This window comes from Pseudonocardia sp. ICBG601 (assembly GCF_020496245.1).
Genome location: NZ_JAHLJA010000148.1, coordinates 3148680 through 3175435, shown reverse-complemented (window position 1 = coordinate 3175435; position 26756 = coordinate 3148680). Strand labels below are relative to the sequence as shown.

At 75.7% G+C, this 26756-nt stretch carries 28 protein-coding genes; 11 read left to right on the top strand and 17 right to left on the bottom strand.

Going from position 1 to position 26756, the window contains the following annotated elements; genetic code table 11:
* Positions 1-72 precede the first annotated feature (72 nt).
* The gene (locus KPL57_RS44535; RefSeq protein WP_226356390.1) at positions 73-1800 is read right to left on the bottom strand and encodes a DEAD/DEAH box helicase; all 1728 of its coding nucleotides are present in this window, start codon (positions 1798-1800) and stop codon (positions 73-75) included.
* A gap of 167 nt (positions 1801-1967) precedes the next feature.
* Positions 1968-2603, bottom strand: coding sequence for a class I SAM-dependent methyltransferase (locus KPL57_RS44530; protein WP_226356389.1), 636 nt, complete (start codon positions 2601-2603; stop codon positions 1968-1970).
* Between the two features lie 114 nt (positions 2604-2717).
* Here KPL57_RS44530 and KPL57_RS44525 point away from each other — a divergent pair, with 114 nt between their 5' ends.
* The 3 genes from KPL57_RS44525 to KPL57_RS44515 all read left to right on the top strand — a co-directional run bounded on the left by KPL57_RS44525 (position 2718) and on the right by KPL57_RS44515 (position 5986).
* A complete protein-coding gene (locus tag KPL57_RS44525; RefSeq protein WP_226356388.1) occupies positions 2718-4442 on the top strand; it encodes a hypothetical protein in 1725 nt (574 codons plus the stop codon).
* A 77-nt stretch (positions 4443-4519) separates the two neighbouring features.
* Positions 4520-5365, top strand: a complete 846-nt coding sequence (locus KPL57_RS44520) for an alpha/beta fold hydrolase (RefSeq protein ID WP_062404658.1) — start codon at positions 4520-4522, stop codon at positions 5363-5365.
* 60 nt (positions 5366-5425) lie between these two features.
* Entirely contained in the window at positions 5426-5986 is a 561-nt protein-coding gene (locus KPL57_RS44515) for an N-acetyltransferase (protein ID WP_226356387.1), read from the top strand.
* A gap of 6 nt (positions 5987-5992) precedes the next feature.
* Here KPL57_RS44515 and KPL57_RS44510 read toward each other — a convergent pair whose 3' ends face one another.
* From KPL57_RS44510 to KPL57_RS44500, 3 genes are read right to left on the bottom strand one after another with little or no spacing between them, the layout of a single operon-like run.
* Entirely contained in the window at positions 5993-6247 is a 255-nt protein-coding gene (locus KPL57_RS44510; protein ID WP_062404655.1) for a DUF3039 domain-containing protein, read from the bottom strand.
* 26 nt (positions 6248-6273) lie between these two features.
* Entirely contained in the window at positions 6274-6654 is a 381-nt protein-coding gene (locus tag KPL57_RS44505; protein WP_226356386.1) for a DUF3099 domain-containing protein, read from the bottom strand.
* Positions 6655-6664: 10 nt separating this feature from the next.
* The gene (locus KPL57_RS44500) at positions 6665-7564 is read right to left on the bottom strand and encodes an alpha/beta fold hydrolase (RefSeq protein WP_226356385.1); all 900 of its coding nucleotides are present in this window, start codon (positions 7562-7564) and stop codon (positions 6665-6667) included.
* A 40-nt stretch (positions 7565-7604) separates the two neighbouring features.
* Between KPL57_RS44500 and KPL57_RS44495 the strand changes: the two genes are divergently transcribed.
* Positions 7605-9344 (top strand): GNAT family N-acetyltransferase, encoded by a 1740-nt coding sequence (locus KPL57_RS44495; RefSeq protein WP_226356384.1) that lies wholly within the window; start codon positions 7605-7607, stop codon positions 9342-9344.
* Positions 9345-9368: 24 nt separating this feature from the next.
* Here KPL57_RS44495 and KPL57_RS44490 read toward each other — a convergent pair whose 3' ends face one another.
* From KPL57_RS44490 to KPL57_RS44480, 3 genes are read right to left on the bottom strand one after another with little or no spacing between them, the layout of a single operon-like run.
* Positions 9369-10559: an AMP nucleosidase gene (locus tag KPL57_RS44490; protein WP_100880327.1), complete on the bottom strand. Its 1191-nt coding sequence runs from the start codon at positions 10557-10559 to the stop codon at positions 9369-9371.
* A complete protein-coding gene (locus KPL57_RS44485; RefSeq protein ID WP_100880326.1) occupies positions 10556-10963 on the bottom strand; it encodes a helix-turn-helix transcriptional regulator in 408 nt (135 codons plus the stop codon). Before KPL57_RS44485 ends, KPL57_RS44490 begins: the two co-directional genes overlap by 4 nt.
* Before the next feature lie 27 nt (positions 10964-10990).
* Entirely contained in the window at positions 10991-11581 is a 591-nt protein-coding gene (locus KPL57_RS44480) for an HhH-GPD-type base excision DNA repair protein (RefSeq protein WP_226356383.1), read from the bottom strand.
* A 10-nt stretch (positions 11582-11591) separates the two neighbouring features.
* Here KPL57_RS44480 and KPL57_RS44475 point away from each other — a divergent pair, with 10 nt between their 5' ends.
* From KPL57_RS44475 to KPL57_RS44465, 3 genes are all read left to right on the top strand, one after another.
* Positions 11592-13172: a methyltransferase gene (locus tag KPL57_RS44475; RefSeq protein WP_226356382.1), complete on the top strand. Its 1581-nt coding sequence runs from the start codon at positions 11592-11594 to the stop codon at positions 13170-13172.
* A complete protein-coding gene (dtd, locus tag KPL57_RS44470; protein WP_226356381.1) occupies positions 13169-13630 on the top strand; it encodes a D-aminoacyl-tRNA deacylase in 462 nt (153 codons plus the stop codon). The genes KPL57_RS44475 and dtd overlap by 4 nt, the downstream gene beginning before the upstream one ends.
* A gap of 69 nt (positions 13631-13699) precedes the next feature.
* Positions 13700-13984 carry a YggT family protein gene (locus KPL57_RS44465; RefSeq protein WP_062402520.1) on the top strand — a complete coding sequence of 95 codons (285 nt, stop codon included), beginning with the start codon at positions 13700-13702 and terminating at the stop codon, positions 13982-13984.
* Positions 13985-14007: 23 nt separating this feature from the next.
* Here KPL57_RS44465 and KPL57_RS44460 read toward each other — a convergent pair whose 3' ends face one another.
* From KPL57_RS44460 to KPL57_RS44445, 4 genes are all read right to left on the bottom strand, one after another.
* On the bottom strand, positions 14008-15318 hold the full coding sequence (locus tag KPL57_RS44460; RefSeq protein ID WP_226356380.1) for a patatin-like phospholipase family protein: 1311 nt from the start codon (positions 15316-15318) through the stop codon (positions 14008-14010).
* A 100-nt stretch (positions 15319-15418) separates the two neighbouring features.
* Positions 15419-15781: a hypothetical protein gene (locus tag KPL57_RS44455; RefSeq protein ID WP_062402515.1), complete on the bottom strand. Its 363-nt coding sequence runs from the start codon at positions 15779-15781 to the stop codon at positions 15419-15421.
* Between the two features lie 109 nt (positions 15782-15890).
* Positions 15891-16388, bottom strand: coding sequence for a helix-turn-helix domain-containing protein (locus tag KPL57_RS44450; RefSeq protein ID WP_226356379.1), 498 nt, complete (start codon positions 16386-16388; stop codon positions 15891-15893).
* Between the two features lie 219 nt (positions 16389-16607).
* A complete protein-coding gene (locus KPL57_RS44445) occupies positions 16608-18398 on the bottom strand; it encodes an alpha/beta hydrolase (RefSeq protein ID WP_226356378.1) in 1791 nt (596 codons plus the stop codon).
* Between the two features lie 263 nt (positions 18399-18661).
* Here KPL57_RS44445 and KPL57_RS44440 point away from each other — a divergent pair, with 263 nt between their 5' ends.
* The 4 genes from KPL57_RS44440 to KPL57_RS44425 all read left to right on the top strand — a co-directional run bounded on the left by KPL57_RS44440 (position 18662) and on the right by KPL57_RS44425 (position 22688).
* Positions 18662-20020 (top strand): alpha/beta fold hydrolase, encoded by a 1359-nt coding sequence (locus KPL57_RS44440; protein WP_226356377.1) that lies wholly within the window; start codon positions 18662-18664, stop codon positions 20018-20020.
* A 203-nt stretch (positions 20021-20223) separates the two neighbouring features.
* Positions 20224-21372, top strand: a complete 1149-nt coding sequence (locus KPL57_RS44435; RefSeq protein WP_226356376.1) for a sigma-70 family RNA polymerase sigma factor — start codon at positions 20224-20226, stop codon at positions 21370-21372.
* A gap of 258 nt (positions 21373-21630) precedes the next feature.
* Complete coding sequence (locus KPL57_RS44430; RefSeq protein WP_226356375.1) at positions 21631-22146, top strand: flavin reductase family protein; 516 nt, start codon at positions 21631-21633, stop codon at positions 22144-22146.
* On the top strand, positions 22143-22688 hold the full coding sequence (locus tag KPL57_RS44425) for an NAD(P)H-dependent oxidoreductase (protein WP_226356374.1): 546 nt from the start codon (positions 22143-22145) through the stop codon (positions 22686-22688). Before KPL57_RS44430 ends, KPL57_RS44425 begins: the two co-directional genes overlap by 4 nt.
* Before the next feature lie 15 nt (positions 22689-22703).
* On the opposite strand, the gene KPL57_RS44420 is transcribed toward KPL57_RS44425, so the two are convergent.
* From KPL57_RS44420 to KPL57_RS44400, 5 genes are all read right to left on the bottom strand, one after another.
* On the bottom strand, positions 22704-23603 hold the full coding sequence (locus KPL57_RS44420) for a pseudouridine-5'-phosphate glycosidase (protein ID WP_226356373.1): 900 nt from the start codon (positions 23601-23603) through the stop codon (positions 22704-22706).
* The gene (locus tag KPL57_RS44415) at positions 23600-23956 is read right to left on the bottom strand and encodes a hypothetical protein (protein ID WP_226356372.1); all 357 of its coding nucleotides are present in this window, start codon (positions 23954-23956) and stop codon (positions 23600-23602) included. Before KPL57_RS44415 ends, KPL57_RS44420 begins: the two co-directional genes overlap by 4 nt.
* A gap of 33 nt (positions 23957-23989) precedes the next feature.
* Positions 23990-25348: an MFS transporter gene (locus KPL57_RS44410; protein ID WP_226356371.1), complete on the bottom strand. Its 1359-nt coding sequence runs from the start codon at positions 25346-25348 to the stop codon at positions 23990-23992.
* Positions 25349-25411: 63 nt separating this feature from the next.
* A complete protein-coding gene (locus KPL57_RS44405; protein WP_226356370.1) occupies positions 25412-26086 on the bottom strand; it encodes an HAD family hydrolase in 675 nt (224 codons plus the stop codon).
* Positions 26087-26181: 95 nt separating this feature from the next.
* Entirely contained in the window at positions 26182-26730 is a 549-nt protein-coding gene (locus tag KPL57_RS44400; protein WP_224402818.1) for a GNAT family N-acetyltransferase, read from the bottom strand.
* Positions 26731-26756: the final 26 nt, after the last annotated feature.

The window sequence follows — 26756 nt, the reverse complement described above, 5'->3', positions numbered from 1 at the left end:
CCCCCACCGCGCCCGCACCCGCCGGGTCGCCCGCGGGCCCGCCGGCGCGGCAGCGGCCCGCCAGAGCGGCTCTCAGCGCCAGGAACGCAGCGTCGCGATGCGCTCCTCGAGCTGCTCGATGGTCGCCATCGCCACCGGCGGGCCGCCGCAGTGCGCCCGCAGCTCGTTGTGGATCTTCCCGTGCGGCTTGCGGGTCTTGTGGTTGTGCAGCGCGACCAGGGTGTTGAGCTCCTTGCGCAGCGTCTGCAGCCGTTCCCGGACGCTCTGCCCGCGCTCGGCGGCCGGCGGCGGGGTGGGCTCGGTCGCCGGGGTGGCGCGGGCCTGGGCCCCGGTGCGCGGCGAACCCTTCGCGATCCAGTCGGCCTGCCGCTGGGACAGCAGCGTGCGCACCTGGTCGGGCTCCAGCAGCCCGGGCAGCCCGAGGTAGTCCTCCTCGTCGGCGGAGTAGGTGGCGCCCTCGTAGATCAGCTGGTCCAGCTCGGCGTCGGCGCCGAGGGAGGTGAACGCCTTCTCCTGCTCACCGGGCTCGTCCTTGACCTTGTTGGCCTCGTTGAGCTCGGCGTCGTTCCAGACCTCCTCGGGCCGCTGCGGCTTGCCGAGGACGTGGTCGCGCTGCGCCTCCAGCTCGCTGGCCAGGCCGAGCAGCACCGGGACGCTGGGGACGAACACCGACGCGGTCTCGCCCTGCCGCCGCGACCGCACGAACCGGCCGATGGCCTGGGCGAAGTACAGCGGGGTCGAGGCGCTGGTCGCATAGACGCCGACGGCGAGGCGCGGCACGTCGACGCCCTCGGACACCATCCGGACCGCGACCATCCACCGCTCGGTCGAGCGGGAGAACTCCGCGATCCGGTCCGAGCCGCCCGCCTCGTCGGACAGGACGACCGCGGGCCGCACACCGGTGATGCGCTGCAGCAGCGTGGCGTAGGCGCGGGCCGCGGTCTGGTCGGTGGCGATGACCAGGCCGCCCGCGTCGGGCATGCCGCCGTCGCGGTGGCTCTGCAGGCGGCGGTCGGCCGCGGCGAGCACCGCGGGCATCCAGTCCCCCGAGGGGTCCAGCGCGGTCCGCCAGGCCATCGCGGTCTGCTCGCGGGTCAGCGGCTCCCCCAGCCGGGCGGAGATCTCCTCGCCCGCGCTGGTGCGCCAGTTGGAGGTACCGGAGTAGGCCAGGAAGACCACCGGCCGGACCACGTTGTCGGCGAGTGCCTCGGCGTAGCCGTACTGGTGGTCGGCCCGGCTGCGCGGGGCGCCCTCGGCGTCGGGGACGTACTCGACGAACGGGATCGGGTTGTCGTCGGAGCGGAACGGCGTCCCGGTCAGGGCGAGGCGCCGGGTGGCGGGCTCGAACGCCTCGTAGACGCCCTCGCCCCAGCTCTTGGCGTCGCCGGCGTGGTGGATCTCGTCGAGGATCACCAGCATCCGGCGGTTCTCGGTGCGGTTGCGGTGCAGCATCGGGTGCGCGGCGACGCCGGCGTAGGTGATCGCGATGCCCTGGTAGTCCCGCGAGGTACCGCCCGCGGAGTTGCGGAACTCCGGGTCGAGCGCGACGCCGGCGGCCGCGGCCGACTCGGCCCACTGGTACTTCAGGTGCTCGGTCGGGGTGACGACGGTGATCGCGTCGACGATCCGGTCCCGCAGCAGCTCCGACGCGACGCGCAGGGCGAAGGTCGTCTTGCCCGCGCCCGGGGTCGCGACCGCGAGGAAGTCCCGCGGCGAGGTCGCGAGGTAGCGGGCGAGTGCGCTGCGCTGCCACGCGCGCAGCGGGCGGGTCTCGGGCGACACGAGCTGGGTCTGCGACACACGTCTCCCCTGGTCCGTGGGTCGTTCCCGGGTGGGAACCGGCGATCCCCGGCAGGTCCGCGCGTCGACGCCGACCGGGCTGCGGGGCGCGGATCAGGGTAGCCGGGGGCCGCACCGTCGCCGCCCGGTGGGCGGGCCCGGGGCCTCCCCGGCGGTGACGGGCCAGGTCAGCCCCGGGGCGGCCGCGGACGGCGGGCGGTGAGGACGAACGCGGGCGGGACGTTGGCGAGCACCGCGCGGCCGTGCACGACCTCCTCGAAGGCCGCGGCGAGCCGCCGCCGGAGCCGGCGGGCGGGCGGCAGGGCCCGGGTCACCGAGTAGCCGAACTGGGTCAGGGCGCCGTCGGGGTGCAGGCAGCCGGCGACGACGTCGGTCAGCCACGGCTCGTCGCGCGGGTAGGCCGCCCACGGCAGCCCGGAGACGACGACGTCGGCGCCGCCGAGCCCGCGGGCGGCGAGCAGCGCGGGCAGCTCGGCCGCGTCGGCGACGGCGACGTCGAGCCCGGGGTGGCGGGCCCGCAGCAGCGCGGCCAGGCGCGGGTTCAGCTCGACGGCCAGGTGGTGGCCACGGCCGCCGAGCCGCTCGGCGATGACGTCGGTGAACGCCCCGGTGCCCGGCCCCAGCTCGACGACGACCGGGTCCCCCGTCGCGGGGACCGGTGCGGTGGCGGCGAGGGCCAGCGCCCGGGAGCTCGGCAGCGCCGACGCCGTGCGCAGCGGGTCGCGCAGGAACTCCCGCAGGAACGCCCCCGTCCCGGCCGGGGACGCCTGCGGGGACGGGGTGGACGGGGCGACGGTGCTCATCGGGCTCCGGGGTCTCGTACGGCGCGACCGGGTCACCGTGCCGGTCCGGTCCGAACGTCGCCCGACGACGGGGTGAACGCGCCGCGACCGGTGGCGGTGGAGATGATGGAGGCGATGAGCGAGCGCGACCGCACCCCAGCCGACGCCGGCCCCCTCGCCCTGCCCGCGGCGGGACTGCGGCTGGCGGCCGCGGTGTCCGCCCGGCCCCTGCTGCTCCTGCGCCGCGGCGGCGACTGGGTCGCCGAGCTGGGCCGGGTCGGTCTGGGCCGCTCCACCCTCGCCCCGGACGTGCCGGCCGGTCCGGTCGCGCCGGTGGCGCGGTGCGCGGCCCAGGTGCTGCTCGCGACGACCGGGGCGGTCTCCGGGCTGCTCGACGACGCCGTCGCGGGCCCCGACGTGCCCCTGCCCGCCGCGGACGCCGAGCGGCTGCGCGCGGCCCTCGCGGGGCTGACCGCCCTGCTGCTGCCCGGCCCGGCCCCCCTCGTGATCACCGGATCGGAAGGGGCCGGTGCCACCGACGGCACCGATCCCTGCCGGGACGACGATCACGGACGGCCCGCCCCGGACACCTCGGCCACGGCGGAGATCGCCGACCGGGTCTTCACACCCCCCGGCGCCGACACCCCCTCGGTGCCCTTCGACACCGGCGCCCGCGACGCCCGGGGCGGCCCCGTCCCCGGCCGCGACGTCGCCGCCACGCCCGGCGCGGTCGTCCTGCGCACCCCGATGTTCGAGCTGCTGCAGTACCTGCCGCGGACCGAGAAGGTGCACGACACCCCGGTGCTGGTCGTCCCGCCGCTGGTGCACCGCTACTGGCTGGCCGACCTCGCGCCCGGGTACTCGCTGGTCGAGCACCTGCTCGGGAAGGGCCTGCAGGTGTTCGCGCTGTCCTGGCGCCCGGCGGGCCCCGCCGACGCCGACCGCGACCTCGACGCACACGCCGCCGCCGTCCTCGACGCCGTCGACGCCTGCGGGCGCATCACCCGCGCCCCGCGGGTGTCGCTGCTCGGTGTGCGCACCGGCGGGCTGCTGACCGCGGCGGTGCAGGCCCACCAGGCCGCGATCGGGCTCGACGACCGGGTCGCCGCCGTCGCCTACCTGGCGACCGTCCTCGACCAGTCCGACGCGCTGCCCGGCTTCGCCCCCGACCCGGCGACCGTCGCCGAGACCGCGGGTCTGGCCGCCCGCGACGGCGTCCTCGACGGCGCGACGGCGGTGCGGGCCTGGGCGTGGCGGCGCGGCCCGGACCGGGTGCTGCCGTGGGCGGTGCCGCGCGGTGGCGGGACCGCCGACCTGGACGGGCGCGCCGCGCGGGCGATGCGGGCCTGGGTGGCCGACCTGCTGCCGCTGCCCGCCGGGCTGCACACCGACCTCGCCGCGCTGGCCGCGGCCTCCGGCGACGGCGCGGGCCCGGACCGGCCCGACGTGCGGGTCCTCGGCACCCCCGTCCGGTTCGCCGAGCTGCGTCGCGACAGCTACCTCGTCGCCGCCGACGACGACCCGGTGCAGCCCTGGACGGGCGGGTACCGCACCGCGCAGCGCCTCGGCGGCGGCTGCCGGCTCGTCCTGGCCCCCGGTGACCAGGCGGGCGCGCTGATCGCGCCGCCGTCGGTGGCGACCGGGTTCCGCGCGGCACCCTGCTCCACCGGCGACGGCGTGGCGCAGCGCTGGCGGGCCGGGGCCGAGGCCGTCGAGGGCTCCTGGTGGGACGACCTGGCCGCCTGGCTGGTCGAGCGCTCCGGCACGCTGCGCGACGCGCCCCCGGAGCTGGGCGGACGCCGCCTGCGCCCGCTGTTCCCGGCCCCGGGGACCTACCTGGGCGAGCCCGCCCCCGTCTGAGGGTGGGGTCCGGGATCGTCACACCCGGGGCTTTCCGGCACCCCACCGCCCGGCCGCGGCACCTAGGCTCGGCGGTGATGACCACTTCCAGCTCCCGGCCCGTCGGCGGCGCCGGCCTCGAGGAGCACGACGTGCTCGTCGGCGGCCGTGCCCTGCGCGTCGTGCGTCGCCCCGCCTCCGGCCCGGGCCCCCGCCGCACCCCGCTGCTGCTGTGCAACGGCATCGGCGCCGCCACCGACGTGCTCGATCCGCTGGTCGCGGCGCTGCCCGCGGACCTCGACGTCATCCGGTTCGACCCGCCGGGCATCGGCGGGTCGGCGGTGCCGCGGATGCCGTACCACCTGACGTGGATGGCGCACCGGCTCGGGCAGGTGCTGACGAAGCTGGGCGTGCGGGAGGCCGACGTCCTGGGGTTCTCCTGGGGCGGGATGCTGGCCCAGCAGCTGGCGATCAGCCGTCGCCGCCGGGTGCGCAAGCTCGTGCTGGCCGCGACCGGGCCGGGGGCGCTGATGATCCCGGCGTCGCCGCGGGTGATGGCGGTCATGACCTCGCCGAAGCGCCACCAGGACCCGTCCTACGTCGACGCCGTCGCCGCCCGCATCTACGGCGGCTCGCTGCGCGACCACCCGGAACGGGCCGCGGAGGCGCTCGGCGCGGGGGCCCGGCGCGGCCCGATGCGCGGCTACTACTACCAGCTGATGGCGCTCTCGGGCTGGACCAGCCTGCCGCTGCTGCCGGCGATCACCGCGGACACCCTGATCATCGCCGGCGACGACGACCCGATCGTCCCGCGCGGCAACGCCACGATGCTGCACCGCGGGATCCGCCGCTCCCGGATCAGCCGCTACCCCGGCGGCCACCTGGAGCTGCTGCTCGACCCGGAGCCGTTCGCCGCAGAGATCGACGCCTTCCTGCGGTCCTGACCCCGCCGCCGCGCGGCCCCCGGCCGAGCGGGACCGCGCGGGTGGACGCACGATGGCCGGGTGGCGACCCCCGCACGGACGACCGGTGAACGCACGACGCCCGCACACCCGACCCGGGACGGCGTCCTGCGCCGGTGGCGCGGTCCGGCGGACTCCGCCGCGCTGGCCGCGCTCGACGACGGCGCCCCGGGTATCGGCGTCGCCGGCGGACCGGAGTGGCACGACGACGCCGCGGCCGACCCGGCGCGGCTGCACCTGCTCCTGGAACGCCCGGGCGAGCCCGGCCCGGCGGGCTACGTCGTGCTGGCCGCACCCCGCGGCCCGGAACCGGGCGTCGAGCTGCACCGGCTCGTGGTCCACCCCGACCGGCGCGGCACCGGGGCCGGACGGGCCCTGCTCGGTGCCGCCCTCGCCGTCGCCGGGGTGCCCGGAGCGACCGGCGACGCCCCCGACGGGCCGCCGTGGGCGGGCCCGGGGCGGCTGTGGCTCGAGGTGGCCGCGGACAACGTCGCGGCGCTGGCGCTCTACCGGTCGGCCGGGATGGTCACCGAGACCGTGCTGCGCACGGTGCCCGGCGACCCGTCCTCCACCCCGCTGCGTCTGCTGCTCGCGCGGGGCTGAGGGGTCTCACTCCCCGTCGCCGCCACCCGGGGGGAGCCCCTCGAAGATCTCCTTGCACTGCGGGCAGACCGGCGACCCCGGCTTGGGCGACTTGGTCACCGGGAAGGTCTCGCCGCACAGCGCCACGACCATGTTCCCCAGGACCGCGCTCTCGGCGATCCGGTCCTTCTTGACGTAGTGGAACATGTCCGGCCGGTCGTCACCGGTCTTGTCGGTGGTCTCCGGCCGGGTGTCGACCTCGGGCAGCGTCGTCGTGGACATGGCGCCCATGATGCCCGAGAGCGACCTCAGGGCGGGGAGGCGGTGCCGCCTCCCGTGGTCCCCGTGGGCTGTTCGTCGTCGGTGGTGGGCCGGGGGCCGGCGGGATCGTCGTCGCCCTGGCCGATCACCTGGTGCGGACGGGCCTCGATCGCCCGGTGGTCCTGCCGGTGCCGGTTGGGCTTCTCCGCCTTGCGCGGCAGCCGGTCGTTCGCGATCAGCACCGCGATCCACGGCAACGGCACCGAGATCGCGAGCAGGGTCACCGCGACCCACGGGATCTGGTAGAAGACGCCGGCGAGGATCATGCACGGGATCCGCATGCCCATCGTCCACTTGTAGCGCCGCTTGCGGATCTCCAGTTCCTCTTCGTAGGACATCTGCGCGTCCGTGATGAGAACGGGGTCCACGCGTCGCCGCTCAGCCACTGTCGAACCACCTCCCTTTCCATGGTGACACCCCTACGCGATCCCCGCGCGGGCGCCCGCCGGGCGCCTCGCGCACGCCCGCGGGCCCGCCGTCGACGGTGGGGTCGAGCGTCTCCCAGCGGCGCAGCCGCGCGGCGAGCAGCCGCGACCACCAGACGACGTCGTCCGGGGTCGCCGCGATCGACAGCCCGGCCGCGGGCAGCCGCTCCCGCAGGGTCCGCGCGGTGGACTCCGGATGGCCCGGGTCCCCGGTCCAGGCCAGGATCTGCACCGGCACCGTGATCCGTTCCAGCTCCTCCGGTGCGGGGAGGTCGGTGGCGGCCGCGCCGCGCAGGATCGCCGGGAGCAGCTCGGCGCGCACGTCGGGCTCGGTCCGCGGGCGTCCCCGGGCGGCCGGGGGCAGGTCCGCGTCGTCGGCACCGGCGTCGAGCGCCGCGACACCGTCGGCCTCCACGGCCGACGCGGACCGCTCGTAGTCGCGGGACCGGGCGCGGCGGGTCCCCCAGGCGGTCGGCGGCAGCATCAGGGTGAGGCTGGCGAACCGGCCCGGGTCGGCCAGCGCGGCGTGCAGCAGCGTCCCGGCGCCCATCGACGGCCCGACCCCGTGCACCCGCTCCCCCGGTACGACGTGGTCGAGCAGCCCCAGCAGGTCCCGGGCCAGCGCGGGCCACCGGTAGTCCGCGGGGTCGGTGGTGCCACCGGAGCGGCCGTGGCCGCGCGCGTCGTAGCGCAGCAGCCGGACGCCCTCGACCCGGGAGGCGATGTCGAGCCGCATCAGGGCCTCACGGCGACGGCTGGAGGTGAGGCCGTGCAGCGCCACCACCGCCGGACCGCCGGAGGTGTCGCGGACGTCGAAGTCCAGTGTCGCCCCGGCGATCCCGAACGTGGCCATGCGCTACGCCTCCTGATCTTCGTCGGCCTAGGTTATGGCCATGCGGCTGACGAGCGTGACGCACCTGCGGCTGCCCTACGGGACGCTGCTCGGCTACGACGTCGCCGTCGGCCGGACCGGGCACCCGGTCCCGGTCTCGTTCGACCAGCGCCGCCACGTCGGCCGCGGGGACCGGCCCGGCTCGTGGATGGCGATCACCTGCCGGCTGCCGGCGGTGGACCTCGACGCGCTGGCCGGGGCCTGGCTGGCGGTGCTGCGCCGGCACGGGACGCTGCGCACGGTGTTCTCCCCCGGCCCGGCCGGTCCCCGGCTGCACGAGGTGGACCTGCGTCCCGGCCGCTGGGTCACCCACCCGGTCGCGCCCGGCCAGGCCGTCGACGACGCCGTCCGCCGGATGCTCGACGAGCGCTGCACCCCCTACGCGGCGCCGTCGCACCGGCTCTGCGTGATCCTCACCGCGGACCGGCCGACGCTCGTCGTCGCCGCCGACCACGCGCACGTGGACATGTGGTCGCTGCTGGTGGTCCTGCGAGACCTCGTGCAGGGCCTGGGCGGGACGCTGCCGCGCGGCACCGTGCGCCCCTTCGCCGAGCACACCGCCGCCCTGGCCGGCCGGGAGCCCGCGCCCGACGGGGTCCGGCAGCGCTGGGCCGAGATCCTGGCCGCGGGCGGCGACGTGATGCCCCGCTTCCCGCTGCCGCTGGGCGAGCTCACCCCCGCTCCCCCGGAGCGCGTCGAGGTGCGTGACGTGCTCGGCGTCGACGACTGCGCACTGTTCGAGCGACGGGCCCGCGGGTCCGGGGTGTCGACGCTGGCGCTGGTCACCTCGGTCATGACCCGCACCACCCGGGAGCTGGCGCACGCCCCGCTGCGCGCGGTGTTCCCCGTGCACAGCCGCTACGACGACCGCTGGCACGGCTCGGTCGGCTGGTTCATCACCAACGCGGTGATCGACGCGCGCGACCCCGATCCGCGGGCCTGCGCCGACGCCGTCCGCGAGGCCGTGCGGCTCGGCTCCTGGCCGCTCGACGACGTGCTGGCCCCGTGGGGCGGGATGCCCGAGGCGCCCGGCATGTTCGCGATCTCCTGGCTGGACCTGCGACGGCTGCCGGTGCGCATCGACCACGCCGGGCTGGAGGCGCAGTACGTCAGCTCCGCGGGCGACGCCGACGGCGTGATGGTCTGGTTCATCCTCGACGAGGCGGGCCTGCACCTGCGCTGCCGCTACCCCGACACCGACGAGGCCCGGGAGAACGTCGGCGCCTGGCTGGACCGGGTCGTCGACGGCGTCCGGTCCAGCGCCCACCCGGCGGGCGCGGACGTCGTGCTGGCCGGGGACCGGCTCGTCGTCGACCGGGCCACCCGGGCCGACGTCGCGGCGGTCGTCGCGCTGCTGTCGGGTGCCGGGGACGCCGACGCCGACGACCCGGACCTCGCGCCCTACGAGGAGGCCTTCGACGCCCTGGACCGCGACCCCGGCCGGTTCCTCGCGGTCGCCCGCGCCGGCGACGGCCGGGTGGTCGCGACCGTGCAGCTCACGATCCTTCCCGGGCCCGCCCTGCGCGGTGCGACCCGGCTGCAGGTCGAGGGGCTGAGGGTCGCCGTCGGGTGGCGCCGGCGCGGGGTCGGGTCGGCGCTGGTGGAGTGGGCGCACGAGCACGGGCGGGCCCGCGGCGCCGTCGTGGCGCGGGCCGGGGACACCGCCGGGGACGGGCCGCACCGGTTCCTGGCGCGGCTGGGCTACGAGCCCGACCGGGCCGGGTACACGCGGCCGCTGTGACCCCCGCCGGGCCCGGGCCGCCGGTCAGGCCCCGTCGGGCCCGTTGCCGAGCAGCGGCTCGTCGGCGGAGCGGACCTCGGAGCCGGGCAGGCCGTCGGGGTGCTCGTCGCGGACCCGGTCCAGCGCGTCCAGCGCGATCCCGAGGTGCTTGCGCTTGCTCGCCTCGTAGAACGCCCGCGCGCCGCCGGCCAGCTTGGGCTCGGCGTGCAGCGGTTTGTCCGACACGCACAGCAGGGTCGCGTTCGGGATCCGGTAGCGGAACCCGTTGGCGGCGATCGTCGCGGACTCCATGTCCACCGCCACGGCACGGGCCAGCCGCATCCGGTGCAGCGTCGCGGCCTGGTTGAACTCCCAGTTGCGGTTGTCGGTGGTGTGCACGACCCCCGGCCGCCAGGTCGCCTCGGCCGCGCCGAGCGCGTCCATCAGGTAGCCGTTGAGCCGGATGCTCGGGATGACCGGCACGTCGGCCGGGAGCACCTCGTCGAGCACGTGGTCGGCCCGCTGGTAGGCGGTGGCCAGCACGAAGTCGCCCAGCTCCTGGCGGTTCCGCAGGCCCCCGCAGTGCCCGATCATGATCATGGTGTCCGGGCGGAGCACGGCGAGATGGTCGGTGACGGTCTTGGCGTTGGCCGGGCCGACACCGATGTTCACCAGGGTCACGCCGTCGCCGTCGGCGCCCGGGTGGTGGTAGGCGGGCATCTGGACGCCGGCGCGGTCGGGCCGCTCGGCGTCGGGGAAGCGCTCCAGGAACGACTCGACGTGCATCGCGTAGTTGGTGAACAGCACGTGCCGCTGGAAGGACTCGGCGGGGGTGCCGGTGTAGTGCGAGAGGCGGTCCAGCGAGAGCGCCATGCGCTCCGGGCCGAACAGGAACAGCTTCTTGACCCGCAGGTCGAAGCGGTCCTCGTCGAGCGCGGCGAAGAACTCCGGGTCGGTGAACGCCCGGGCCGGGCGGGCCGCGCGGGCGGTGACGGTGGCCCCGGCGGCGAGCAGGCCGCGCAGCTCCCGGTGCAGGTAGCGACGGATCGCGCACGGCCGGGCGAACTCCCCGGAGATGCGCGGGTTGTGCGTCGACCAGGGGCGCACGACCTCGAGCTCGGGGTACCAGCCGTCGTCGTAGACCGACTGGAGGGCGTCGAGCAGCCGGGCGATCTCGTGGTCGAGCTTCTCTGCCGGGACCGGCGGGCGGACCTGCTCGATCATCGCGGGCGTCACGACGCCTCCCCGTCGTCGGCGCCGTGCGCGTGCAGCGCGCCCGGTGCGACGGCGACCGCCGACACGATCTCCAGCACGCGGCGGGCGAGCCCGTCGGTCAGCCGGTAGCGGACCAGCCGTCCCTCGCGGTGGGCGGTGACCATGCCGTGCGCGCGCAGCAGGCGCAGCGCGTGCGAGACGGCCGAGTCGCTCATCCCGACGGCGACGGCGAGGTCGGAGACGCAGAGGTCCCCGGCGTGCTGCAGCGCGAGCAGCAGCGACAGGCGGTTGACCTCGCCCAGGACGTCCAGGACGGTTGCGACCTCGGCCACCTTGGTGGCGTCGGCGAGCACCGCGACGGCGTCGCAGACCTGGTCCGGGTCGATCACGCGTGCGCCGGCGAGCGCCTCCGGAACCTTGTGCACACCCGTGATGCTAGCCCTGCCGGCGGATCACTTCGCCGCAGCGGCCTTCTTCTCGCGCGCCGCGGCCTTGATCGCCTTCTTCGTGTCGCGCACCTCGAGCAGGGTCCGGGAATCGACGACGTCGGCCGCGGAGAGCCGGGTGCCGTCGGCGCCGTAGTCCCCGGCGGCCTCCCGCCAGCCGTCCGGGGTGACCCCGTACTGCTTGCCGAGGATCGCGACGAAGATCTTCGCCTTCTGCTCGCCGTAGCCGGGCAGCGCCTTGAGCCTGCGCAGCACCTCGCGCCCGTCGGGGTCGTCGCGGGTCCAGATCGCGGCCGGGTCCCCGTCCCAGTCCTCGACGATCGCGCGGCACATCTCCTGCACCCGCCGGGCCATCGAGCCGCCGTAGCGGTGGATGGCGGGCGGGGTGGTGGCCAGCGTCGCGAACTCCTCGGGGTCGTGGTCGGCGATGACGCGCACGTCGAGCCCGCCGAGGCGCTCGTGCAGCTTCAGCGGGCCGCGGAACGCGACCTCCATCTGGATCTGCTGGTCGAGCAGCATGCCGATCAGCAACGCGAGGGGCTCGCGTTCCAGCAGCGCGTCGGCCTCCGGTTCCTGGGCGATGCAGATCCCGCTCATGCCGCACAGGATGGCACGCGACAATGGCGGGGTGCTCCCCCATCTCGACGCCGGTGACACCGAACGCGTCCGCGGCTGTCTGCTCGACGCCGGCTACACCCCGGACGGCGTGCGCGCCCTGCTGGGCCGCTCCGCGCACGACGCGCTGACCCGCGGCGAGCCGGAGCCCGCCGCCCGTGCCAGCCGCGACGGCGGAGAGCTCGGCACCCTGGTGCGGCTGTTCCTGCTGGAGGACACCGAGCCCGAGCCGGCGGTGACCGCGGCGCTCGGCGACCTGGACCCGCTGCTGGAGGGCCGGATCCTGCGCCGCACCCCGGAGGGCATCCGGGCCGCGCTGGACGTGCGCCCCTACGGCGAGGGCCCCGGCGCGGAGGGCGAGCCGGGCACCGACTGGTGGGTGGTGTCCGACATCGACACCCCGGCCGCGCGGCAGGACCGCGAGCACGTCACCGGCGTCGGCGGGGCGTCGCTGACGCTGGCCGCGGCGACCGTCCGCCGTCCGGTCGGCACCCTGCTCGACCTGGGCACCGGCTGCGGGGTGCAGGCGCTGCACGGCTCCCGGCACGCGCTGCGGGTCACCGCGACCGACGTGCTGCCGCGCGCGCTGGCCCTGGCCCGGCTGTCGCTGGGGCTGTCCGGGGTGGAGGTCGACCTGCGGGAGGGCCCGTGGTTCGCCCCGGTGGCCGGGGAGCGCTTCGACCAGGTGGTGTCCAACCCGCCGTTCGTGCCGGGCCCGCCGCGGGTGGACTACGTCTACCGCGACTCCGGTGCGGCCGGGGACTCCGCGCTGGCCGGGCTGCTGGGTGAGCTGCCGGGCCTGCTCAACCCGGGCGGGGTCGCGCAGCTGCTGGGGTCGTGGCTGCACGTGCGCGGCGAGGACTGGCCGGACCGGGTGCGGTCCTGGCTGCCCGACGGCGTCGACGCCTGGGTCCTGCAGCGCGAGGTCGTCGACCCGGGCCTGCACGTCGGCACCTGGCAGCGCGACGCCGGGCTGGTCCCGACCTCCCGGGCGGCCCGCGAGCAGGCCGGTGCCTGGCTGGACTGGATGGCCGCCGAGCGGGTGGAGGGGGTCGGGTTCGGCTTCCTCATGCTGCGCCGCACCGACAGCGAGCCGACCGTCGTGGTCGAGGACCTGCCCGGCGAGCTGGGCGAGGGCCTGGGCCGGGAGATGACCGGCTGGCTCGACCGGGTGGACTGGTTGCGCGCCCACACCCGCGACGAGGACCTGCTCGGCGCACGGCTGCTGCTCGCCCCGGAGACGGTGCTGGAGTCGGCCTCGTCGGTCGACCCGGACGGCGGCTGGGCCGAGCTGTCGACGACCGTGCGCCGCTGGGGCGGACCCGGCTGGGAGCACCCCGTCGACGCCCCGGCCGCGGCGCTGCTGGCCGGCTGCCGCGGTGACCTGCCGCTGTCCGAGCTGCTCGCGCTGCTGTCCTACGCCCACGACCTGCCGGTCGACGCGCTGGTCGCGGCGACGCTGCCCGCGGTGCGGGAGTTCGTCCGGCACGGCCTGCTCCAGCCGGTCGACGGCTGGCCGCACCCGGTGCCCGCGCGGACCGCGGCCGCGTCGCCGTCGGGGCCGGTCGGGTGAGGGCCGTCGTCGCCCGCGTACGACGGGCGTCGGTGACGGTCGAGGCACCCGACGGCACACCGCTGCGGGTGTCCGGGGAGATCGGGCCCGGGCTGCTGGTGCTGCTCGGCGTGCACGCCGACGACGTCGGCACCGACCCCGCCGCGACCGCGCGGAAGGTCGACACGATGGCCCGCAAGCTGCACGAGCTGCGCATCCTGCGCGACGAGCTCTCGTGCGCGGACGCCGGCGCCCCGCTGCTCGTGGTCAGCCAGTTCACCCTGTACGGCGAGACCCGCAAGGGCCGGCGGCCGTCCTGGTCGGCGGCGGCCCGCCCGCAGGACGCCGAGCCGGTCGTCGACGCGGTGGTGGCCGCGCTGCGCGGGCGCGGCGCCACCGTCGGAACCGGGGAGTTCGGCGCGCAGATGGCCGTGGAGTCGGTCAACGACGGCCCGTTCACGGTCCTGGTCGAGGTCTGAGCCCGGTACCGGGCCCAGGTCTCAGCCGTCTCTCACCGGACTCTCAGCCGGAAAGGGGACGATGGAGACATGGTCGCCTACCTGCTGTCCTGGCTGTTGGGGCTGTTCCAGCTCGTGCTGGTCGCCCGGGTCGTCGTGGACTGGATCGACGTGCTCGGCTCCGGGCGCGGCGGCGCCGTGCTCGACACCGCCCGCCGCATCACCCACGGGCTGACCGAGCCGGTCGTCGCCCCGATCCGCCGTCGCGTCCAGCCGGTCCGGATGGGCGCGGTCGGGCTCGACCTGTCGGTGCTGATCGTGTTCGTGGCCGTGCTGCTGGCCCGGCTGGTCGTGGTGCCGCTGATCCCGTTCTGATCCTGTGAGCCCCGAGCCCGGGGTCAGGGGCGTGGCCCGAGCCGCAGCGCGGTGACCCGGCCGTCGTCGTCGAGGTCGGCCTCGGCCGACCCGTCGGTGACACCGCCGTCGCGGCGCACCCGCACGGCCCACTCCGCGGTGTCGCGGGCGACCTGCTTGCGGGTCGGGTCGACGGTGAACTCCCCGTCGAGCAGCTCGCCGAGGTGGGCGAGCAGCGGCACCGGGGACGGCCGCTCCCGGAACGGGGCGGTCGAGGTCAGGGTCGCGTCCGGGGTGACGGCGGCCGCGAGCGCGACCGGGTCGCCGTCGCGCACCGCCCGTTCGAAGGCCAGCGCGCCGAGGAACCGGTCGGCCGCGGCGGCGCCCCGGCGCTGCAGGTGGTCGAGGAACGCGACGTCGCGGTCGATCTTCGAGGCGGCACCGAGCAGCCGGGACCGCACCGTGCTGGCCGGCATCTCCAGCACCCGGACGGTCACCTGCCGGTAGCCCGAGTCCGGGCCGAGGCTCCCGTCGGCGAGCAGCCGGTCGATCGTCTCGATGAACCCGAGCTCCTGGTTGAGCGACAGGTTGCCGGCCAGTGCGTTGCGCCGGTCGGCGATCTCGATCGGGCTGCGCGGCTCGCTGTCGATCTCCGACGGGTTGATCTGCACGACCCACAGCTCGTCGGGGTCGGTGTCGAGCAGGTCGCGGGTGGGCGGGTTCTGCGAGAACAGCCCGTCCCAGTAGACGCCGCCCGCGGTGTGCACCGCGCGGAACAGGGTGGGGATCGCGGCCGAGGCGAGCACGGTCTCGGCGGTCAGGGTGTCGGTGCGGCTGGAGAACGCCCGGAACTCCCCCGTCAGCACGTCGACGGCGCCGAGCAGCAGCAGCGGCGCGGTGCCCGCCGGGTCCGGACCGATGGCGGCGAAGTCCACGTGCCGCGAGACCAGGTCGAGGAACTGGCGGGTGCCGTCGAACGGGCGCGGCACCAGGTACGGGGTGCCCGCCGGGACGAGCCCGAGCCCCTGCAGCGCGCCCGCCGTCACCACGCCCAGGTTGGTGAGGCGCTCCAGCGGGGTGCGGGCGGCGTTGTCGGCCCAGAACTCCTCCAGCGCCGTCGCCGCGGCCTCGCGCCGGTCGGGGGTCTGGCCCTCGCGCAGCCGGTCCCAGGCGACGAGTGCGCAGATCGCGCCGCCCGAGGTGCCCGAGATCGCGACGACCTCGGCCGGGTCCGCGGCGGAGCCGAGCGCGTCCGAGCGCAGCAGCCGGGCCAGGACGCCCGCGGTGAACGCGGTGTGACTGCCCCCGCCCTGGCAGGCGATCGCGATGCGGCGGGGCCGGGTGCGGGGGCTCATGGGGCCACCCTCGCGCGGACCGGCGGGTAGGGACAGCGCGACCCGGTCACACGACGACGGCCCCCACCCGGAGCCGGGTGGGGGCCGTCGTCGGGCGGGGTCACTTGCCGGCGGCGCTCCGGGTGGCGCGCGCGGTCTTCTCCGCGGCGGCCTCGGTGCTGCGCCCGGCGTGCTCGGTCACGGCCTCGGCGGCCTTGGTCGCCTGCTCGGTGACCTGGTCGAACACCGAGGTGCCCGCGCCGACGACGGTACGGGCGAACTCGCGCTGGTGGCCGAGCACCTGCTCGTAGAAGTCGAAGACGCGCTCGACGGCGGCACCCGCGTCGGGCAGCTGCGGGCGGTCACCGGCGCCGAACTGGCGGGCCAGGCCGCTCGCGGCCTCGGTCCACCCGCGGACGGACTCGGTGACCAGGTCCTGGCCTCGCTTGGCGATGTCGACGAACTGCTCGGTGGAGGCGGTCATCGGTGCTTCCCTCCCGGGAGACGTTTCTCGGCGTGGACGGGGCGCGGATGAGCACCCCGGCATGCCAAGAAAACTACGCACGACCGTTAAGTATGTCAAGCACGCCTGCTCAGTCCCGCTGCACGAAGCTCCGGTACACCCCCAGCAGGGCCGCCTTCTGCTCGCCGGACAGCCGCGCGTCGGCCTCGATCGCGGCCTCGACACCCGGCGGCGGCGTGGCCGCGGGGGCGGCCTCCTCGGCCGGGGCGGCGTCGCCCGCGGTGTCCGGGTCGCCGACCGACCAGCCGGCCCGGCTGAGCATCTGGTCGGTGTTGAGGTGCAGCGCGTCGGCGATCGAGCGCAGCACCTTCAGCGACGGCTGGTGCAGCCCCCGCTCGACCTGGCTGAGGTAGGCGTTGGACACCTTGGTCATCGCCGCCATCTCCCGCAGCGAGAGCTTGGCCATCTGGCGCTGCGCCCGGATGAACCCGCCCAGGGCGTTCACCTGCGCACTCCAGGCGTCCTCGGCGGCCCGGCGGCCGTTCTCGCGCAGCTCGTCGGCGGCGGTCTCCCCGGCGCTCCGCGGCCGGCGCCCGCCGTGCGTGCGGGTCTCCCCCGCGCGGCTCACGGCGTCCCCGCCCGGAGGGGCCCGCGCGGCGGTCGCCGGCGCGCGGGCACAGAACGTACGCGGTCCATGGCGACGCATTCTCCCCGCCGGACGGCGGTTGCGCACGCATCCGATGCAGTGTCGACAGTGGACAGTACGGATCACCGTCCATCGTGGACACGACGCCGCCCCGGTGACCAGCGGTGATCACCGGGGCGGCGGCGGGGTCCGGCCGGCGGCTCAGCCGCGCAGCACGTAACGGCCGGGAGCGGGCTCCAGCGGCGGGTGCGCGTCCGACCCGATCTTCTTCGGCGCCGCGACCTCCTTGCCCGCGCGCTCGGCGATCCACGGCGTCCAGTCCTCCCACCAGGAGGCCTTGCGCTCGGTGGCGTCGTCGCGCCAGTCCTCGGCGCGGGCCGGGAGGTCGTCGCTCTCGCCGAACCAGTGCCGCGACTTCGGCGACGGCGGGTTGACCACGCCGGCGATGTGCCCGGAGTTCGACAGCACGAACCGCACCGTGCCGCCGAGCTTCGACGCCCCGGTGTAGACCGACTTCCAGGGCGCGATGTGGTCGGACTCGGCGGTGACGATGTAGCTGTCGGGCCGGATGTCGGCCACGTCGAGCCGCTCCCCCGCCAGCTCCAGCTTGCCCTCGGCGAAGCGGTTCTCCATGTACAGCGTGCGCAGGTACTCGGTCTGCATCGCGGCCGGCATGCGGGTGGAGTCGGAGTTCCAGGTCAGCATGTCGAACGGCTTCGGGTCCTCACCGAGCATCCAGTCGTTGACGACGTAGTTCCAGACCAGGTCGGTGGACCGCAGCAGGTCGAAGGTCGTCTTCATGCTGGTGGCGGGCAGGTACCCGTCCTTGCGCATGCTCCGCTCGAGCCGGTTCACCGTCTTCTCGTCGGTGAACACGCCCAGCTGGCCCGGGCCGGAGTAGTCGAGCAGCGTGTTCATCAGGGTCAGCGAGTTGACGCGCTGGTCGCCCTTGGCCTCCAGCCACGCCGTCATCGCGGCGGACAGCGCGCCGCCCAGGCAGAGCCCGGCGACGTTCACCTTGTCCCGGCCGGTGATCTCGCGGACGACCTCCAGGGCCGTGACCGGGCCCTCCTGCAGGTAGTCGCTCATCGTCACGTCGGCCAGCGACGAGTCCGGGTTGCGGTAGCTGATCATGAAGACGGTGTGGCCGTGCTGCACCGCCCACTCCACCAGCGACTTCTGCGGCGCGAGGTCCATGATGTAGTACTTGTTGATCCACGGCGGGCTCATGAGCAGCGGGATCTCGTGGACCTTGTCGGTCTGCGGCTCGTACTGGATGAGCTCGATCAGCCGGTTGCGGAAGACCACGTGGCCCGGGGTGACCGCGAGGTCCTTGCCCACCTGGAAGGCGCCGGGGGTGACCTGGCGCGGCATCCCCTGGTTCTGCACGGCGTCGCGCAGCATGTTGCGCGCGCCCCGCACGATGTTCAGCCCGCCGGTCTCGACGATCTTCTTCGGCCAGGCCGGGTTGGTGACGACCGTGTTCGGCGGGGCCAGCGCCTCGACGATCTGGCCGACCAGCCAGTCCAGCTTGCGGCGCGCGGTCGGCGAGACGCGGGCGGCCTGCGACAGCTCGGTCAGCCGGTCGGCGAGCAGGGCGTGCTCCTGGCGGGCCAGGTAGTACCAGGCGTTGCCCTCCCAGGCCGGGTCGGCGTAGCGCTTGTCCTTCTCGGGCAGCGACGCCGGACCGGTGGTCGTCCCGCCGACGGCGCGCGCGGCCGCGGCGGACACGGCCTTGGCCGAGTCGACGCCGAAGCCCAGACCGGTGCGCAGCACCGCGCCGGGCCGGGTGACCAGCGAGCGGGCGGCCTCGCCGAGCGCCCCGCCGAAGCCGACCGGGTCGACCTTCGCGGCGAGCCCCTCGGGGCTGGCGAGCTCGCGCAGGTCCCGCACGAGACCCGCCGCCTGCCGTCGCAGCACCTCCGCGGCCTGGTTCGACGCGGCGGCGCTGCCGTTCTCGGACTCGGGCTGGGGTACGGGCTGCGTGGTCACTGTTCGTCACTCCTGACGGCCGGTTCGGTCTCCGTGCCTGGGTTCCCGCGCTCCCTCAGGGAACGGGAGGCGCAACGGGATGGACTCATGGTGACCGCGTACTCACCGGTAGGCAGCCCCGGATTGCTGTAAGGCCTCTCACCTGCGCTAAGCGAAGCAAGCACTACTCCGGAGTAGGCCAGCGCTTGCTTGACATACCGATCGCGTTTTACCGTTCGGTAACCCGGATAGCCCCCGGTCATCAGAGTTGATGGGAGAGGCCCATGAGCACGGCGATCACCCGACGGTCCGCACCCTCCAGGGAGCACGGACCGCGTGCCCTTCCCGACACCCCCGTGGCCGCGGCCACCGGGAGCGACGACCGGCCGGACCCCCTCCGGTACCTCGTGTCGTACAACACCCGGAACCTGACCAAGGTGGTGGCCGAGGTCGGCCGGGCCACCGGTGCCTACTGGATCGACGCGGTCCAGCGGATCGCCCGGCCCGGCGACGCCGCCCGCCGCGGGCTGCTGTGGATCTCGGCGATGGCCGACCGGCGCGAGCCGACCTGGCACCTGGCCAACGAGGTCGTGCTGTCGACGCCGTTCGCGTCGCTGCGCGACTTCACCGCCGCCGAGCACCGCGACGACGACGTGGTCCCCACCCTGGTGCTGCCGCCCCAGGCCGGGCACTCCTCGACCGTCGTGGACTACTCGCCGCAGCAGAGCCAGATCGCCATGATCCGCGCCTCGGGCCTGACGAGGGTCTACGCGCTGGACTGGCGGCCCGCCACGACCGCGACGAAGAACGTCACGATCACCGACTACCTCGAGGTGATCGACCGGTCCATCCGGCGGATGGGCGGGAAGGCGAACCTGGTGGGCGACTGCCAGGGCGGCTGGCTGGCGACGATCTACGCCGCGCTGCACCCGGACCGGGTGAACACCCTGACCCTGGCCGGGGCGCCGATCGACTTCCACGCCGGCGAGTCGGTGATCGCCGCCTCGACGCGGCTGATGGCGGGGACGATGGGGATGGCGCCGTACAAGGCGCTGGTCGCCGCGGGCGGCGGCAACATGCCGGGCTCGGCGGTCCTGTCGAACTTCATCTCGATCCAGCCGCAGTCGGAGATCTCGCGGCAGCTGCAGCTGCTGGAGAACATCGACGACCCCACCCACGTCGAGCGCTACCGGGTGTTCGAGGACTGGTTCAAGTACACCCAGGACATCCCCGGCGCGTTCTACCTGTGGCTGGTGGAGAACCTGTTCTGGAAGAACCGGCTGATCAAGGGCACGCTCACCGTCGACGGCCGGACCGTCGACATGGGGGCGATCGACTGCCCGCTGCTGCTGCTGGCGGGCTCCGCGGACCACATCACCCCGGCCCCGCAGCTGTTCGCCGCGGCGGAGAAGGTCGGGACCCCGGCCGCGGACGTCACCTACCGGACGGCGACCGCCGGCCACCTGGGGCTGTTCATGGGCCGCGACGCGCTGCGCCACGACTGGCCGGTGCTGATGGAGACCGTCTACGGCCACTCGGTGCCGTCGAAGAAGGACACCGGGGCCGGCAAGGCGTCGCGGCGGCGCAGCAGCGTCCGCGCCGTGGCCGACCCGCGGGACACCCCGCGGGTGCCCGCACCCTGACCGGCACGCCCGGCCGGGTCGCTCTCTAAGAGGACCCTGAGAGAACCGCAACTGCATGTGACCGACGACACGGCCCCGCAGGCACATTTCCCGGCCTGCGGGGCCGCGTCGTGGGAACGATCCCCGGAACGGATGCGTTGACCCCGTACAGGGCAAGCGGTGAGGCCCATCAATCGCCCGCCGCAGCCCGCGCAGGGGAGGAAATGCACATGACGGTGACCACGACCGCTCCGGCCGTACCCGGCCCGCGCCTCACGACCGAGGCCCCCGCTCGCGCCACCGTGTCGTCGTCCGGCGCGAAGCGGACCGCCCCCAAGGTCGCTCGCAGCTCCCGCCGTCGCACCGACGGCGACGGAGGCACCGCACTGGAAGCCACCGTACCCGGTGCCGCGGCCGCGGTGGCGGAGGATCTCGACGCCCAGAGCCCCGCCGCGGACCTGGTGCGCGTCTACCTCAACGGGATCGGCAAGACCGCACTGCTGACCGCGGCGCAGGAGGTCGAGCTGGCCCGGCGCATCGAGGCCGGCGTGTTCGCCCAGCACCGGCTGGACACCGCCGCCGCCGACGGAACGCTGGACGGGCTGGACCTGCAGTACCGCCGCGACCTGCGCGCGGTCGTCCGCGACGGGCTGCTGGCCAAGAACCACCTGCTGGAGGCGAACCTCCGGCTGGTGGTCTCGCTGGCCAAGCGCTACACCGGGCGCGGGATGCCGCTGCTGGACCTGATCCAGGAGGGCAACCTCGGCCTGATCCGCGCGGTGGAGAAGTTCGACTACACCAAGGGCTTCAAGTTCTCGACCTACGCGACCTGGTGGATCCGGCAGGCCATCACGCGGGGCATGGCCGACCAGGCCCGCACCATCCGGCTGCCCGTGCACCTGGTGGAGCAGGTCAACAAGCTGGCCCGGATCAAGCGGGACATGCACCAGCGTCAGGGCCGCGAGCCCAGCGACGCCGAGCTGTCGGCCGAGTCGGGCATCCCGGAGCACAAGATCCAGGACCTGCTCGACCACGCCCGCGACCCGGTGAGCCTGGACATGCCGGTCGGGTCCGAGGAGGAGGCGCCGCTCGGTGACTTCATCGAGGACGCCGAGGCGACCGACGCCGAGAACACCGTGATCTCGAGCCTGCTGCACGACGACCTCCGCCGGGTGCTGTCGACCCTGGAGGACCGCGAGCAGAAGGTCATCCGGATGCGCTTCGGCCTCGACGACGGCCAGCCGCACACGCTCGACCAGATCGGGCGCGCCTTCAAGCTCTCCCGCGAGCGGGTGCGCCAGATCGAGCGCGAGGTCATGTCGAAGCTGCGGGTCGGCGAGCGCGCCGACAAGCTGCGCGCCTACGCGAGCTGACCCGGGTCCGGCCGGGCGTCCCCCCACCCGGCCCCCGGTGAAGGACGGCCGGCGGAGCGATCGCTCCGCCGGCCGTTGCCGTCTCGGGCACCCCGGGGCTCCCCACGAGTTCGGGGTGCACGGCACGGGGAGTTCTACCGGATCGATTCCGCGACGGATACGGCGACACGGTGGAGGCGGCACCCCGGCCCGGGGTGTTCCCCACCACCCGGGACCGGATCATTGGCCGAGCGCACCTTCCCCGCCTAGGGTCGGGTCATGTCGCGTTCCCTCCCCGGCCCGGTCACCCCCACTGTGACCCCGGAGTCCATGCGCGACGCACTGGGCGCGTTCGCGTCCGGCGTCGTCGTCGTCACCGCGATCGGCCCGGACGGGCCCATCGGGTTCACCTGTCAGTCCTTCGCGTCGCTGTCGCTGGACCCGCCGCTGGTGAGCTTCGCGCCCTCCCGCGGGTCCTCGACCTGGCCGCGCATCCGCGAGGTGGGCCGGTTCTGCGTGAACGTGCTGGCCGCGGACCACGAGCACCACAGCGCCGGGTTCGCCCGCTCCGGGGTCGACAAGTTCGCCGGGGTGACCTGGGCGGCGGCGCCGTCCGGCTCGCCGGTCCTCGAGGGCGTCGGCGCCTGGGTCGACTGCACCCTGTGGAACGAGTACGACGGCGGCGACCACACGATCGTCGTCGCCCGGGTCGACGCGCTCGGCGCGGACCCGGAGCGGCTGCCGCTGCTGTTCCACCGCGGCACCTACGCCCTCACCCCGCGGGCCGGCTCGTGAGCGGCACCGCGGGCCGGATCATCGGGGTCGTCGCGGGCCCGGAGCCGGGCGGGCGCACGGCCGCCGCCGTCGCCGGGATCCTCGCCGGCACCGGGGCCGACACCGCCCTGATCGAGCTATCGCAGACCCCCGTCGCCGAGGTCACCGCGGCCTTCGCCGACGCCGACGCCGTCGTGTTCGGCAGCCCGGTCTACCGGGCCGGGCACACGGCGTCGCTGCGGGCGCTGCTGGAGGCCACCGAACGCGGGAAGTGGGGCGAGAAGACCGCCCCGCTCCAGGGCAAGGCGGCCGCGGTCGTGCTGACCGGCGCGAGCGGGCACCACTTCCTCGCCGTCGACGGGCTCCGGTCGGTGCTGGCCGGGTTCTTCGCCGTCCAGGTCCTCTCCCCCGGGCTCTACCTCGACCACTCCGGCTACGTGGACCGCAACACCCTCACCGAGCAGTCCGCGGAGCTCGCGGCGGCCCACGGGCGGGCGCTGGCCGACCTGACCACGGCGGTGCGCGGCTCCGAGGCGCTGCGGTCCATCACGCCCGTCGTCTGAGGCGGCACCGGCGCGTCACCGCCCGGCCAGGGCGGTGGCGATCCGGGCGCCCAGCGCCACGTTGTGCCGGTACACCGCGACGTTGACCTCCAGGCTGGCGTCGCCGGTCGCGGCGCGGACCCGCGCCAGCAGGAACGGGGTCGCGTCCTGCCCGCCGATCCCGGCGTCGTCGAGGGCGGCGAGGGCGTCGGCCAGTGCGGCGTCGTGGAGCGCGGGCGGGAGCTGCTCGGCGGCCGGGACCGGGTTCGCCACCAGCAGGGCCCCGGGCAGGCCGAGGTCGCGGGCGGCCCGCCAGGCCGTGGCGACCTGCTCCGGGGAGTCCAGCCGCTGCCCGACCCGGTGCCCGGAGTCGGCCACGTAGAAGCCGGGGAAGGCGTGCGTGCGGTACCCGGCGACGGTCACGCCGAGGGTCTCCAGCCGCTCCAGGGTGGCCGGGACGTCGAGCACCGACTTCACCCCGGCGCTGACCACGACCAGCGGCAGCGCGGCGAGCGCGGGCAGGTCGGCCGACTCGTCGAAGGTGCGCGCGGCACCGCGGTGCACCCCGCCGAGCCCGCCGGTGGCGAACACCCGGATGCCGGCCCGGTGTGCGAGGTACGCGGTCGCGGCGACCGTCGTGCCCCCGCTCGCGCCGGTGGCGACGGCGACCGGGAGGTCCCGGGCGGACAGCTTCACCACGTCCGGGGCGGTCGCCAGCCGGGCCAGCTCGTCGTCGGTCAGCCCGACGACGACCTCGCCGTCGAGCACCCCGATGGTCGCCGGGACGACCCCGAGCGAGGCCACGAGCTCCTCGGCCTCCCGGGCGACGGCGAGGTTGCGCGGCGCGGGCAGGCCGTGGGTGACGATCGTCGACTCGCACGCCAGCACCGGGCGGCCGCCGGCCAGGGCGTCGGCGACCCGCTCCCCCACCCTCACGCGGAGGCCAGCGCGCGCAGGGCGGCCTTGGCGCCGTCGACGGGTGAGGTGCCGAACGCGATCACCGAGCCGGGCGCGTGCCGGTGCACCAGGTTCACCACCCGCTCGAACAGCTCCAGGCACTCCGGGGGCGTGCGGAGCCCACCGCCGACGAGCACGCAGTCGTAGCGGCGGGCGGTCAGCGCCGCGGTGATCCGCGGCAGCTCGCCGTCCGGGCCGACGAGGACCTCGGTCGCCTCGATCCCGGCCGCGCGGTAGCCGTCGCGGCCCCGTTCCAGGGCGGCGAGCACGGGCGCCGGATCGTACCCGGGGATCCGCGCCGGGTCGAAGCCGATCACCAGCAGGGTCGTCACGTCCCCGCACGCTGCTCGCCGCGGCACCGGCCGTCAACCCTGCGGCGCCGGCACCGGGGTGCGGGCGGCCGAGCGGGCACAGGCCAGCGCGACGAGGGCGCCGAGCAGGGTGAACCCGGTCGCGACCAGCACGGCGACGTGCCAGCCCGCCAGCAGCACCGGCACCGGCTCGTCGCCCGCCGGTGAGGTCAGCACCGAGGTCAGCGTGACGCCGACGGCGGCGCCCAGGTAGCGGGTGGTGTTGTTGATGCCGCTGCCGGTGCCCGCCCGGTCCGGTGGCACCGAGGCGACCGCCTCGCGGCCGAGCGTCGCGTTCACGACCCCGGTGCCGACGCCGACGACGACGAGCGCGGCCAGGACCGCCCCGGGGCCGGAGCCGGTCGCGAGCAGCCCGAGCTGGCCGGCCGTCATGACGAGCAGGCCGACGCCGAGGCGGACCCCGCCGGTGACCCGTTCGCTGATCCGGCGGGTGAGCAGCGCGGTCACGATGCTGGTGCCCGACCAGCCGAGCAGCAGCAGAGCCGCCGTCGCGGGGGCGGTGCCGTGCACCGGGGCGAGCAGCGCGGGCAGGTAGGAGCTCAGCGAGATGATGCCGAGCCCGGTGGCCAGGCTCGCGACCGTCGCCGCGACCAGCCCGGGGTGGCGGAACAGCTCCGGCCCCGCCATCGGGTGCGCGACGACGAACTGGACGACGACGAACCCCGCCAGCAGCACCGCCCCGGCGACCAGCAGCACGACGGTCGTGGTGGTGACCGGCAGCCGCCGGGCCTCGGTGAGGCCGGCGAGCAGCACCGCCAGCCCGGCGGCGAGCAGCACCATCCCGGCGACGTCGACCGGGCGCGGGCGCCCGGCGGTGGACTCGGTGAGCAGCGTGCGCCCGGCGACGGCGAGCGCCAGCCCGGCGACCGCGACGGCGAGGTAGAGCACCCGCCACGGCAGCAGGCCCGCGAGCAGCGGGCCCGCCGCGATCCCGGCGGCCAGCGCCGCGCCCCACAGCCCGGTCGCGGCCGAGCGGCGCGGGCCCGGCGGCAGCGCGTGCCCGATCAGCGCGAGGCTGCAGGCGACGACCGCGGCCGCCCCGACGCCCTGCCCGATCCGGCCGGCGACGAACCCGGCGGTGCCGGTGGCCAACGCCCCGCCCGCCGAGGCCAGGGCCAGCACGACCGCGCCGGTCGTGAACACCGCGCGCCGCCCCAGCCGGTCGGCCAGGGTCCCCGCGGTCAGCAGCACCGCGGTGAGCCCCAGGCTCATCGAGCTGAGGATCCAGGAGCGCCCCGACGGCGAGGAGCCCAGGTCGGCCGCGATCGGGGCCAGGGTGGCCAGCGGCGCGGTGTAGCTGACCAGGGCCAGCGTCGTGCCGAGCGACGCCACCGCCACCGTGCGTCGGGCCACGCCGCCACCCCCGTCGTCACCGCGGACCGGTCAAGATCGGGACGGACGCTACGCCGTGCGGGCTCAGCTGGGGAGGCCGAGCAGCGCGGGCAGGTCCGCGACCGAGTCGATGACGGCGTCGGCGCCCGCCGCGCGCAGCCGCGGCTCGCCGTGCGCCCCGCCCCGCACCCCGACGGCGAGCCCCGCCCCCGCCCGGACGGCGGCGTCGATGTCGGCGGTCGCGTCACCGGCCACCGCGACCTGGGAGGGCTCGGTCCCGGCCCGCCGGGCCGCGGCGTGGAGCAGGTCGGGCTCGGGCAGGCCGCGGCCGTCGACGTCGGCGGGCGACAGGACCATGTCCGCCCGCTCGGTGAACCCCAGCGCCGACACCAGCCGGTCCCGCAGCTCGGGATCGAACCCGCAGGTCAGGGCCACGCTCAGGCCGGCGTCGCGGAGCGCGTCGAGGGTCTGCGCGGCGCCGGGGACCGGGCGTACGCGGCCCGCGTCCAGCGCGGCGTGCAGGTGGTCGGCGAACGCGGAGTGCGCGCGGCGGGCCCGGTACATGTCGCCGTCGAGGAGCTCACCGAGCACCGTCATGACCGGGCGGTCCATCGTCGCGCGGGCCTGCCGGTCCAGCGCCGGGTAGCAGGGACCGTCGACGCGGACCCCGGCGGCGCGCAGGCCGGCCCGCAGCCCGGCGAGCACGAGCCCGTCGTCGGCCATCGTCGTACCCGCCAGGTCGAGCACCGCCAGTTGCACGGGTGAACTCCACCGGCGCCGGATGACGATCACCCGACTCCTGGCCGACATCCGGGTGAACCGGCCGCGTCACTCCGGGGCCGGCGTCCCGGGCGTCACCACAGCTCGCCGTCGCGCCAGTCGCAGACCAGCGCGCGGGCCGGGTCGAGCGGCGCGTCGACGGGCAGGACGTGCACGGCGCCGCGCTCGTCGGGGGTGTCGACGACGCCGTCCGGGGTGAGCGCGGCGAGCGGGCCGCACCACGGTTCCCAGCCGTGCCTGCGGTAGAGCCGCGCGGCGCGGGCGGCCGCGCCGAGCGCGCCGAGCCGGTACCCGCCGCGCACGATCCGGTCCACCTCGGCCATGAGCAGCCCGCCGAGCCCGCCGCCCTGGCTCCCGGGCCGCACGGCCACGGCCTCGACGTAGCCGGTGCGCAGCGCGACGCCGTCGTGCAGCAGCCGGCGGCCCACGACGGCCGCGTGCCCGACCGGGTCGTGCAGCGGACCGGCGAGCACGTGCACCCCGCCGAGCGCGTGGTCGAACGAGGCGTCGTCGAACCCGCCGGACCCGTCGGCGTCGGCGGGGAACGCGGCGTCGAGCAGGGCGCGCAGGGCCCGGAGCCCGTCGCGCCCGAGATCGGCGGTGGGCAGGACGGTCAGGCGCACCCGGGCGATCCTTCCGCAGCGCCCGG